General features: G+C 61.9%; 10 protein-coding genes. 6 read left to right on the plus strand and 4 right to left on the minus strand.

The features are described from left to right. Nucleotides 1-82: 82 nt before the first annotated feature. Nucleotides 83-1273: an MFS transporter gene (locus K9B33_RS02015; RefSeq protein ID WP_224546317.1), complete on the minus strand. Its 1191-nt coding sequence runs from the start codon at nucleotides 1271-1273 to the stop codon at nucleotides 83-85. A 1-nt stretch (nucleotide 1274) separates the two neighbouring features. On the opposite strand from K9B33_RS02015, the gene K9B33_RS02020 reads away from it, so the two are divergent. The 5 genes from K9B33_RS02020 (at nucleotide 1275) to K9B33_RS02040 (ending at nucleotide 4286) form a co-directional block, all read left to right on the plus strand. Then, the gene (locus tag K9B33_RS02020; protein WP_224546318.1) at nucleotides 1275-1418 is read left to right on the plus strand and encodes a hypothetical protein; all 144 of its coding nucleotides are present in this window, start codon (nucleotides 1275-1277) and stop codon (nucleotides 1416-1418) included. Nucleotides 1419-1529: 111 nt separating this feature from the next. Further along, nucleotides 1530-2531, plus strand: coding sequence for an inositol 2-dehydrogenase (gene iolG, locus K9B33_RS02025; protein ID WP_224546320.1), 1002 nt, complete (start codon nucleotides 1530-1532; stop codon nucleotides 2529-2531). Further along, entirely contained in the window at nucleotides 2528-3052 is a 525-nt protein-coding gene (locus K9B33_RS02030; protein WP_224546321.1) for a hypothetical protein, read from the plus strand. The genes iolG and K9B33_RS02030 overlap by 4 nt, the downstream gene beginning before the upstream one ends. Continuing rightward, nucleotides 2961-3329: a TIM barrel protein gene (locus K9B33_RS02035; RefSeq protein ID WP_318011075.1), complete on the plus strand. Its 369-nt coding sequence runs from the start codon at nucleotides 2961-2963 to the stop codon at nucleotides 3327-3329. The genes K9B33_RS02030 and K9B33_RS02035 overlap by 92 nt, the downstream gene beginning before the upstream one ends. Nucleotides 3330-3419: 90 nt before the next feature. Then, nucleotides 3420-4286, plus strand: coding sequence for a MurR/RpiR family transcriptional regulator (locus tag K9B33_RS02040; RefSeq protein WP_224546322.1), 867 nt, complete (start codon nucleotides 3420-3422; stop codon nucleotides 4284-4286). A 64-nt stretch (nucleotides 4287-4350) separates the two neighbouring features. On the opposite strand, the gene K9B33_RS02045 is transcribed toward K9B33_RS02040, so the two are convergent. From K9B33_RS02045 to K9B33_RS02055, 3 genes are all read right to left on the minus strand, one after another. Further along, a complete protein-coding gene (locus K9B33_RS02045; RefSeq protein ID WP_224546323.1) occupies nucleotides 4351-5034 on the minus strand; it encodes a nitroreductase in 684 nt (227 codons plus the stop codon). 68 nt (nucleotides 5035-5102) lie between these two features. Then, nucleotides 5103-6746 (minus strand): AMP-binding protein, encoded by a 1644-nt coding sequence (locus K9B33_RS02050; RefSeq protein WP_224546324.1) that lies wholly within the window; start codon nucleotides 6744-6746, stop codon nucleotides 5103-5105. Then, entirely contained in the window at nucleotides 6743-8467 is a 1725-nt protein-coding gene (locus K9B33_RS02055) for a CocE/NonD family hydrolase (protein WP_224546325.1), read from the minus strand. The genes K9B33_RS02050 and K9B33_RS02055 overlap by 4 nt, the downstream gene beginning before the upstream one ends. A gap of 692 nt (nucleotides 8468-9159) precedes the next feature. On the opposite strand from K9B33_RS02055, the gene K9B33_RS02060 reads away from it, so the two are divergent. Continuing rightward, nucleotides 9160-11568: a TonB-dependent receptor gene (locus K9B33_RS02060; RefSeq protein WP_224546326.1), complete on the plus strand. Its 2409-nt coding sequence runs from the start codon at nucleotides 9160-9162 to the stop codon at nucleotides 11566-11568. Nucleotides 11569-11928: the final 360 nt, after the last annotated feature.

Consider the following 11928-nt stretch of genomic DNA (forward strand, 5'->3'; position numbering starts at 1 on the left):
CCAACTCCAGAATGATATTTCTATAATATATATTAATAGAACAATTACTGCAAGCTTGCAATGTTTGAACCGCGCTTTGCGTTCAGCGCGCGATGCGAATCCGGATCGCGCACACGCCCGCCAGCGCGGCGATTGCCGCGCCGAAAACAAACAACGCCGGATAGCCGCCGGCTTCGATGATCGACGCAGCGATCGCAGGGGAGATGACCCCGGGGGCGGACCCCGCCGCAAGAAGGATACCTAGGTCGCGTCCGGCGGTCTCCGGCGTCGGCAGGACGAGGGTGGCAAGCTTTAGGTCCAGTACGAAATAGGCGCCGAAGGTCAGCCCGATGCCAAGAGCGAAAGCGAGCATAATTGGCCAGCTCGCGCTTGCCGCTGGCAGCAGGGTGACGATCGCGGCGGCGAAGGAAGCGAGTGCGACGACAAGCGCGGTGCGACCAATCCGGTCGGCGAAATATCCCGATCCGAACGTGACCACCAGCCAAGTGACCGTCATCACGCTCAGCAGGATGCTGACCCCCGCTGCGGCGCTGCCAAAGGGTGTATTCTCCGCACCAATATAATCTTGCACGATGTAGAACATATACCCGCTGACCGCAAAATAGCACAGGAACATCAGAAAGCGCGACGCGAGCGCCAGCGCGAAATTGCGTTCCCGAACGCTGGAGAATTGCGCTAGGAAGTTGGTCAGTGACATGGGATGTCGGGGCGGGACCGGCATGTCGACCGACGATGCCTCCGGTTCCAGCAATACCAGTGTCCAGGTCAGGATCGTGAAGGGAACCGCCAGAAGAATGTAGCCTGCGAGCGTGTTCGACGCGAATGCCGCCAGATTGACGCCGCAGAAGATTCCGACCGGCGCGCCGAGGCCGATCGCGGCCGATGCGAAGCCGAGTTCATCCTTCGCGATGCGATCGGGCAGCGCGGCCAGAAGAACCGACTGGTAATAGTTGAGCGCGAACCACAGCATGGGCAGCACCACCGCCAGGAGCACGATGGAGTCGGCGATGCCCATGATCGGCATCAGGATGACGCTGGCGAGCCACGAGAGCACCAGCGACGGCGTCCGCCGCCCCCAGCGCGATCGCGTCCGATCCGACACGATGCCCCCCGCAAAAAGCGAGATGACCGTGGTGACCGATGCGAGGGTGATCAGCAGCGCCATCGTCGACACCTTGGCGTCAGGCGCAAGCCGTTGCACGACGGGGGGCAGCAAGATGTTCTGCACACCCTGGAAGATAGTGATGAGGGAAGCATAGGCGAGGAACAGCAAAATGGCCAAGCGCCTTGTTTTCGAACGCAGCAGCCTCGCCTGTCGCGCCGACACGGTGAATCCGATCATTTCGGCCATCGCATTTTCCTCTCCCGTGCAGGCTATAGGAACGGGAATATCTGTCAATAAAGAAATAGAATATTAATTCTATTAATTTCCGGGCGATGTGGTATGTTTTGGATATATTCCCCTTTCCAACGGGACATCCGATGGCTAGATTGACGGAATATAAATTCTATTTTTATGAGGGTCGGACATGAATGCTATTGCGGTCATCGGGGCCGGTCGGATCGGCAAGATCCACGCCGCCAACGCGGCGGGAAATGCGCGACTGTCGCTGAAATATGTCGTCGACCCTTATGGCGATGCCGCTGGGCTGGCGCGGATGCATGCTGCGCAGAGCGCCGACGTAGAGCAGGTCTGGGCCGACCCCGAGGTTGCTGGCGTCGTGATCGCGAGTTCGACCGACACGCACCTCGATTACACGCTCGCCGCGACCCGGGCCGGGAAGCATGTTTTCTGCGAAAAGCCGCTCGATCAGGATGTCGATCGCGCACTGGGGGCGTTGAAGGAACTGGAGGAAGTCGGGCCGAAGGTGCTTCTCGGCTTCAATCGCCGCTTCGACCCGAATTTCTCCAGCCTGCGCGCGCAACTGTCACAAGGCGCGGTGGGCGCGCTGGAGACGCTCCATATCATCAGCCACGATCCCGTTCCGCCACCGCCAGCCTACATCAAAACTTCGGGTGGCATCTTCAAGGACATGTCGATTCACGATTTCGATATGGCGCGCTGGCTGCTGGACGAGGAGATCGAGAGTGTCTTTGCCTCGGCCTCAGTGCTGGTCGATCCGGAAATCGGCGCGGCTGGCGACTTTGACAGCGCCAAGATCATCCTGCGCACCGTCACGGGCAAGCTATGCGTCATCTCCAACAGTCGGCGCAGCGGCTATGGCTATGACCAGCGAATCGAAGCCTTCGGGTCCAGGGGACTGATTCGCGCCGACAATGTGCTGGAAACCACAGTAGAAAGCTGGACCGAGCCAGGTGCGAAGAAGGCACCGTTCGAAAACTTCTTCCTCGACCGCTATGCCGACGCCTATCGAATCGAGATGGACCATTTCGCCGACATGGTGGAAGGCAAGGCGACGCCGCTGGCGGACCAGCACGACGGCGTCGGGGCGCTGCTGCTTGCACAGGCAGCAGAACAGTCCGCGCGCACCGGCAGCGTGGTGGCACTTGGAGCCGGGAGCGACCAATGAGCGCCGACAAAGGCCGCTTTTCAGGCGTCTCCTTTCCGCTCGCGGCGTCAAGCGAGATGCTGTTCGTCGATTTGCCGCCGCTGGAGCGCGTGCGCAGGATCGATGCAGCCGGGTTCCTGGTGGAGATATGGGATTGGACGCGCTACGATATCGACGCGCTGGCGGCGAGCGGCGCCACCTTCTCATCGATGACGGGCTACGTCCGCGGTCGCCTCGCTGACCGCGACGGCGCCGATGAATTGCTGACGACGGCGCGCAAATCTGTGGCGGTCGCCAAACGGCTGGGCGTGCCCCGCCTCAACCTGCACGGCACCGGGCTAGGCGGCGACGGCCTGCCGCCGCGACCGGCGACCGAAGTGACGGGCGTCATGTGGCTGCAGGCGGGCGACACGCTGTGCCGACCTGGGCGAGGAAGCCGGCGTGACCTTCGTGCGGGAGAATCTGAACGCCGCTGTCGACCATCCTGGCGTGCCGTTCGGCAGGGCAGCCGAATGCCTGGAGCTGATCGCATTCGTCGATAGCCCCTCGCTTCGCCTGATGCTCGACCTTTATCACGCGCAGATCGGTGAGGGGAATCTGATCGAGCTATGCCGCCAGGCGCTGCCCTATATCGGTGAGATCCAGGTTGCCGACGTGCCGGGCCGCTGTGAACCTGGAACGGGCGAGATCAACTATCCCGCAATCGCACGCGCGCTGGCAGACATGGGCTATGACGGCGTTGTCGGGCTGGAAGGCTGGGCATCGGGCGATCCCGCCGTCGCGCTCGACGCTTTCCGTGCCGCGTTCACCGTCGCTTAGGCGCAGGTGGTGCACGCGGTGCCGAGGGGGCGATTGGCACGAATGCCATATCGAGAGCGATTATGAAATGGTTGTTCCGAAATCCATTTCATGGTCAATGTCGGCGTGATGCAAACGATGAACACCCCGCCTGAGGACCTTGAGGCCTTCCTTTCCGCCATACGCGAGCGCTATGATGCGCTGAGCGATCGTTTGCAGCGCATAGCCCGGCACATTCTGGACGAACCCAACGACCTTGCTTTCGAAACGGTGGCCGTCGTGGCCGAACGCAGCAACGTGCAGCCTTCGGCTATTGTCCGATTCGCGCAGGCGTTCGGGTTTTCCGGTGCCAGCCCGATGCAGCGCCTGATCAGGGACGGACTGCTCAAGGAGGACCGATCGCTTGGCTATGCCGAGCGAATACGACAGCATCGTTATGCCGCTGCCGGAGAGGCGGAGGGGCCGCGCGAGCTACTGTCCGAATTCGTCAAGGGCAACATCCTGGCGCTGGAGAATTTGAACCACTCGGTGGGAATGCGCGAACTGACCCAGGCCATCGACCTCATCGAGCAGGCCGACACGGTCTATGTCGCCGGTTTTCGTCGCTCTTTCCCCGTCGCCAGCTATCTCACCTACATGCTTGCGCAGGCTGACAAACGGACTGTGCTTGTCGACGGGGTCGGCGGCCTTCACCTGCAGCAAGCCCGCGGCGTGCGCGACGGGGACGTCCTGGTGGCAATCAGCTATGCGCCGTACAGCCTCGAAACGATTGCCCTCGTCGATGCGTTCGCCGGTCATGGCGCAGTGATCGCTATCACCGACAGCGTCATCGGTGCCATTACCAAGGAGGATGCGCTGGTTCTCCAGGTTCGCGAGTCCGAAGTCCGCGGCTTCCGTTCTCTGGCGGCATCAATGTGTCTCGCGCAATCCCTTGCGATAGGGCTTGCCAGCCGCAAGATTACAGGCACCGGCTCCTAGCGACATCATTGCGGCCGCGATGACTGACTGCGCGATGGCCAGCATTGCATCCTGCTGCGAACGCTCAGCGATGTCGAACGACGAACTCGTCGATGCCGACGCGCTCGGTCACCAGCCCGTTCACAACGGCCCCCGGATCGGCATAGCCCAGTGCCATGCCAGAGACGATCACCTGTTCATCCGGCACCGGCAGGACGCGCCGGACCGCGGCACCATATTCCGCCCAGGCCTGCTGCGGGCAGGTGGCGAGACCGAACGCCGGTGCCAACGTCATTACATTGGTCATGAAATTGCCCATGTCGATCCAGGCACCATAGCCCCAGTCACGCTCCATCGTGAAGAACAGCCCTACCGGCGCGCCGAAGAAGTCGAAATTGCGCAACAGCGCGCGCTGTCTCCCCGCCAGATCGTCTCGACCGATACCGTAGATCGCGAAGAGGTCGAAGCCGACCTTGCGCCGACGGCTGCGGTAAGGCTCACGGATGTCGGCTGGGAAATAGGGATATTCATCACTGCGCTCCCCGGCGGACGCTGCGGTGGTAACCTCGGCGCACAGTCGGGCGTGCGTGTCGCCGGTCACGACGTGGACCTGCCAGGGCTGCATGTTTTGACCTGACGGCGCGCGCGACGCCGCCACGAGTATCCGGTCGATCGCCTCATCGGCTACGGCGGTGGGGAGGAAGGCGCGCACGGAGCGACGGTCGCCGACCGCGTCGTAGGCGGAAACGGTCTTATCGGGTTCCGCCATCACTCAAACCACCTGCTCGAAAGCCATCGACATAGCTTCGCCGCCGCCGATACAAAGGACGGTCGGCCTCATGCCGGTGCCTTGGTCTTGGCGATTTCCTGGTTGCGCAGCAGGAAACGCTGTACCTTGCCGCTCGGCGTCTTGGGCAGGTCCGCGACGAATTCGATCTCGCGCGGATAGGCGTGGGCGGACAGGCGCGAGCGGACGTGGAGCCGCAACTGATCAGCCAGTTCCGTGCCCGGCTCATAGCCTGGCTGGAGCACGACAAACGCCTTGATGATCTCGGTCCGCTGGGGATCGGGCTTGCCGATGACGGCCGACTCGGTCACCGCCTCATGTTCGAGCAGCGCGCTTTCGACGTCGAACGGGCCGACCCGGTAGCCGGACGTCGTGATGACATCGTCCGCGCGCCCGACGAACGAGATGCTGCCATCGTCGTTCAACTCGACCATGTCGCCGCTGCGAAAATAGGCCTTGCCCAGAGCAGGCGTTTCGCGACCATGATAGCCCGTGAACCACATCATCGGCGAGCCGGCGATGTCGAGCGCCAGTTCGCCCGGCACGCCTATGCCCAGCTCCTTTTCTTCAGGCGACAGCACGACCACCCGATGCCCAGGCGTGGCGTAGCCGGCCGATCCGATCCGTACCGGATGATCGAGGCCGTGATGGTTGCACAGGACCATGCCTAGTTCGGTCGCGCCGTAATGATCGTGGATCGTCACACTGAGATTCTGGTCAAACCATCGAATGATCTCAGGGTTCAGCGGTTCGCCCGCGCTGCTCACCGTGCGCAACTGCCCTTTGATCTTCGCCGCCTTCTCCGGGCCGTCGGCCATCAACATGCGATAGGCGGTAGGCGATCCGGCGAGGCTGGTGATGCCATGGTCGGCGATCGTCGCATAGGTCGACTCGACGCTGAACGCTCCTTCGTGGAACAGGGTGGCAATGCCCATCGCCAGGGGACCGATGACGGCATAATAGAGACCATAGCCCCAGCCGGGATCGGCGAGGTTCCAGAAGCGGTCATCCTCGCGCAGGCCGACAGCGTCGCGCATGTAGCTCATGAACGGGGCGACCGCGCGCAGCGGGATGAACATCGGCTTGGGCAGTCCAGTGGTGCCCGATGTGAACATCATCAGGAACGGGTCCTGTGCATCGCACGCAACCGGCTCCAGCCCTTCATCGCGGCCTTCGAGCGACGACCAGAAGTCACGATCGCCCGATCCCGCCGTCGCGCCGACCTGAACGATGGCCGCCAGATGCTCCAGCCCGGCCAGCTTCGGTCGGTTCGCCCCGTCCGTAACCACCACCCGCGTTTCAGCGAACGTGAGACGATGTTCGATCGCCTTTGGCCCGAACGCGGTGAACAGCGGCTGATAGGCCGCGCCCAGCCGCCAGGCGGCCAGGATGGTGATGATCAGCTCCGGCGTTCGCGGCAGCAGACCGGCGACCCGGTCCCCCTTGCCCACACCCAGTTCCGCCAGCACATGCGCGAACTGCGACGACCGCCGTTTCAGTTCGGCGAATGTCCAGTTGCGGGTTTCGCCGGCCGGATCGCGCTGACGCAGCGCGACCCGGTCTCCGTCACCGGCATGACGATCGCAGCAGACCTCCGCCGCGTTCATATGCCCGGCGGAGTCCATCGCCACCGATGCCAGCGCCGCCGCTGCATCGAAACTGGCCGCCGCTATGCTATAGTCCTGGCGGCTCATGCTGACATCTCTCCGCTGACCGGGACCACGGGCAGCTCGATGAAGGAGGGCCGATCGGCATCATGGAAGATGCGCTGCTGCGCGACGCGCATCGCGGTGCCGTCCTGATCGCCGGTGTTGAGATTGCGGTCCCAGCGGGGGAAGCAGCTGCTGGTCACCTGCACGCGGATGCAATGTCCGGGCAGAAACACATTGCTGGTCGACCATAGGTCGATCTCGTGGCGATCGATCGCGTCCGCGCCGGTCACGACGCGCGTGATGCCGTCGGCCAGGATGATCGAGCGTCCGTCGGGATGCACGTCGCACAGCCGCGCGACCCAGTCGGTCGATGGCGCCGAGCTCGCCGCGTGCAGGACGACGCGGATACGGCCAGTCACTTCGACCTCCTCCGTCAGTGGCGCGGAGGTAAAGATCAGCACATCGTCGCGCGCCTCGACCGGCGCCTGGTCCAGCGGCCCCGCCGGATAGGCGGCCGCCATAACGAGCGGACCGCCGAGCGTCGGCACAGGGTCCGCAGGATCGTAGGTGAAGGTCGAGACGTCCTCCGCGGCATCCGGTTTGCCTGTCGTCAGGCCGCCGCCGCTGCGCAGAAAATGCTGCTCGGTGCGGGCGCGCTCCAGTGGCCAGGCTGGCTCGTCGCGCCATTCATTACGACCCATCACGAAGATCCGCACCGGCGTGTCGGGTAGCGCCACCTCGGCATCGGGTGTTAAGTGGCGCCGAAACCACGCCAGCTGGAAGTCATTCGTGTCGCCGTGCGGATGGACGGGGGCATAGAGCCGCGACGCCATCGCGCCGAAGCACAGGTCGCCGATTGGATCGCGGAAGATGCCGTGCGTCCACGGGCCGACCAGAAGCCGCGCATCCTTGCCGGCCGCCGCCATCGCGACGTAATTGTCCAGCGTGCCCTGCAGGAAGATGTCATACCAGCCACCCCAGTGGAGGCTCGGCACGTCGATCCGGTCATGCTGACCGGCCACCCGGCACCATGCCACCGTCTCGGGCTCGTCGATCGCGCGGATCGCGCCCAGGCCCGGCAGCTTGTATTTTTCGAGCGTCGGGCTGCGGCGAACGGGCAAATCCCAATAGCCCCGGTCTTTCATGCCGTCGACGTCGGCGAGCAGCTCCCCGCCCAGGCGCGCCTTCTCCTCGGGCGGGAGCGTAGGGTGCTTGACGATATATTCGAACCCCATCTGCATCGTCCACGGCAGTTCGACGCCCCATTCGATCGCGCCGCCACGGCCGTAGAGGCCGTCCATTGGATCGCACCACGTCACCATCGGCGAGATCGCGCCGAGCGACGGGGGCTGCGCCGCTGCGGCCATCCATTGGGTATTGCCGACATAGCTGCCGCCGAACATGCCGACGCGACCGTTCGCCTTGGGCAGGCGGGCCGCCCATTCGACACTGTCATGGCCGTCGTCATATTCGTGGCGGAACGGCATCCACTCGCCCTCGGACCCGCCGCGGCTGCGGGTGTCCTGATGCACGATGATGAAGCCCTTTTGCGCCGCGCGAACAGGTTCCAGAACCATCAGGTGATCCGGTGCCGCCCGGCCATAGGGCGTGCGCGACAGCAGGACAGGCCACGGCCCCGGACCTTCCGGCGTGTAAACGTCGGCGCGCAGGATGGTGCCATCGCGCATCGGCACCGGCATGTCGGCTTCCACGGTCACCGCCATTGCCCGCTCCAGCCGGTCGATAGAGGCCTGCTTCGTCATCTCTCTCTCCATCGATCCTTACTTTCTTGTTCGCGGTATCGCCGCGCTACGAACCGCTTGGTGTGAGCCGCATTCAGTTCCGCCGCTTCTGACCATGTCGCATTCGATCAGCGAGTCTGCGACGTTGCCCGAACACGCCCTCGCGCACTAGATACGCGCCGTCGCGGCAATGCGTTCATATCCTCTTTGCAGCTCACCATCCCGACCAGGATGAAATAGAATTTTTATTCCGTCAAGAGCGCCGCCGGAATTTCGACTCATTTCGCTGACTCCTCAATGCTAAACTCAACACAAGCAACGAAGCGAGGAGCGATCAGCCAACCAGGTGCCGGTCGCCAATGTACCTTGCGCCATCGGCGACGATAGGACGTCTCGCCTTTGCGCATCCCCCATTGGCCTTCGCCCAATCTCTTGATGCCCCCGCGTCTATCGGCATTGAGCCGTCGGCCAAGGACGCCATCTAAGCACCTCGATTTCACTCAGGGAATCCCTGCTCCGGTCATGTAACAAGGTCATCCCAAGCCGAGCGCGTCCGCCTGCTACAATAGCCCGACCTGGCCCAGTCAATGTCGGGTTTCAGAAGCGGCCCATCTGGAGTCACTGTTCCATCTATATAATTGACAGAATATATATTCCTATTGTAGCGAGGATGACCACTTGAGTTTGGCAAAAAAATGAACGGGAGGATTCAAATGAAAAGCAAGCGCGCCCTGCTGGGCAGTGTCGGTGTGGTCGGCATGCTGGGAGCGGTCTCTGCACCTGCACATGCGCAGATGACGGCAGAGGCAGCGGCTCCGGCGGCGGATGCCGAGCTGACTTCCAGCCCATCGCAGGCCATGTCCGCCACTTCTGCGCCAACTGGAGCAAGGCAAGCGGCATCCACCGGCGGCAAAGGGCTGGAAGACATCATCGTCACGGCACGCCGACGCAGCGAGAGCGCCCAGACCGTTCCCGTTGCCGTCAGCGTTGTAAGCGCTACTGCCCTTGAGCAGCATCAGGTTCTCAATGCCTACCAGCTCGTGAACCTGACCCCAAGCTTGCAGGTGCAATCGAGCAATCAGCAGACTGGTGCCGTCAACTTCACTATTCGCGGTGTCGGAACGACCGTCTTCGGGCCCCAAGTCGAGTCGAGCGTCGGTATCGTCATCGACGATGTCGCCATGAGCCGCCCGCAATTCGGCAACATCCAGTTTTTCGATCTTGAGCGTGTCGAGGTTCTGCGCGGGCCTCAGGGGATGTTATTCGGGAAAAACGCCGCAGCCGGCCTGATCAATATCGTTACGACGCAGCCGAAACTGGGGCGCACCGAGCTGTTGGCCAACGCCCAGTACGGCAACACGAACGCGCCGGGATCCGGCAATGTCGCTACGCTCCAGGCAGCAGCCAACCTTCCTGTCACGAGCAATTCAGCGCTTCGGCTTTCCGCTTTCGTCACACGTCAGGATGCTTATGTTCGGGACGTTACTCTCAATCAGAACCTCGGCAATACGGCTTATGGTGGCCGCCTCAAATTTCTTTGGGAGCCGAGCGATGCGATCCGGCTGACGCTCGCGGGCGACTACCAGCGTTCCAAAGGACCGGGTGAAGGTGTGCTCGTGCATCGCTTTACTGCGCCGGGTGGTTTGATCGACACGATCAACGCGTCCAATGGCGTTTTCGCGTCCCCCAAGAACACCAGCATGGCCACCGATGTCCCCAATGACAACGACTCCGACGTGTATGGCGTACAGCTCAAAGCGGAAGTCGAGCTGGGCGGCGGCTATACGCTGACCAACATACTTGCATACCGCAACTATAAGATGAACACCTCGATCGACACCGATACGACTACGGCCGACCTATTCAGTGTCAACACCGGCGGCCAAACGCGCCATCAAACTACCGAAGAACTGCGTCTTTCATCACCACAGGCCGGCCGGTTCAGCTACCAGCTGGGGTTCTTCTATCTGAACCTTGTCGCTCGGGAGTTTCTCCTACAGGGCGCAAACCTCGGGGCACCCGTTCCCCCCGGGCTGTCGCTCCTCGGGGGAAATATAGACGGCGTGTCCCCGACCAAAAGCTATGCTGGGTTTTTCGAGGGTCAATTCAAAATCACGGAGGACCTGGGGCTGACCGCGGGCGCCCGCTACACACATGACGATATCGGCTATAAGCTAGACATAACCAACCCTCTGGCCATCCTGCCGCTATATGGCCCCGACACCCATTATACACGTCGGCTCACCAAGAATAATTTATCCTATCGCTTTGGTATCGACTATAAAATCGCGCCGGATGTGCTTGCCTACGCTACATACTCGCGAGGTTATAAGGGTCCAACGTTCGACCAGCTCAGTGGGACCGTCGTCAATCCCGAGATACCCAAGAGCATCGAGCTCGGCCTCAAGTCGACGCTGCTCGACCGTAGGCTCCGGTTAAACGTGGCGCTGTTCGACACGACCTTCGATGGATATCAAACTCAGGCGCAGAAACAGGGTACCGCAGCCGGCTTCATGACTCTCAACGCGGGTCAATTGAAGACCAGGGGTGCCGAAGTCGAGTTTACCGCGCTGCCCTTCGAAGGGATGACGATCAGTGGTGGCACCACCTACAATCATACGGAGTACAAGAACCTGTCCGGCGTTCCGTGTTACTACGGTCAACCGACAGGCACGAGTGGCACGAACGTCTGCCTGCCCAACGGCACGACAGACGTGAGCGGGAACCAGCTCGCGAATGCGCCGCGATGGAGCACGACAGCTACCGCTCGTTACGAGCATCCGGTCTTGGGGGATTGGATCGGCTTCTTGCAGGGTGACGTCTACCACCGCAGCTCCCTCAAATTCTCCCAGACAAACGATCCGCAAACGCGCGTCAAAGCAAATGCGATTGTCGGCCTTTCGATAGGTGCCCGCACCTCCGATGACCGGCTGTCCGTGACGGCCTTTGTGCGCAACCTGTTCGACAAACGCGTGCCCAGCTACATCCTTGCCGATCCAGTCGCCAATTTCTATACTGGTCCCTCGGGGGTGAGCGACGGTGCATTGGGCGGCAATTACTGGCATAATTTCGGCCCGAACTCATTCCGCACCATCGGCGTGACGCTGAATTATCGCATGTAACGGTTTGATGCCGACCTCACCCGTGCGGTGAAGGTCGGCACCTGCTTACCCAGCGGGCTGATGACATCACAGGGAATCGGGGGTCATACCGCCTCAAGTCGCAAGCGCCGTTCTGGACATGGCCGGACGCTGCTGAACGTCCACGGACTTCGAGCAGAAGAGGACTCGAAAACGCCACATTTATCTCTATAATTCAGTATCTTACTATGGCTGTCATCGGTCGATACCATAATCGATACCCTGGGACTTTTTGCTTCGGAGGTTCGAGTCCCTCGGCGCATGTTCAAGCGCGAAATTGAGTCCGTCAGCGGCGTGATTCGCTCCAGGCGTTGGTCGGCGCAAAAACCTAATTTCCGCGCA

The organism is Sphingobium sp. 3R8 (assembly GCF_020166615.1).
Lineage (GTDB): Bacteria > Pseudomonadota > Alphaproteobacteria > Sphingomonadales > Sphingomonadaceae > Sphingobium > Sphingobium bisphenolicum.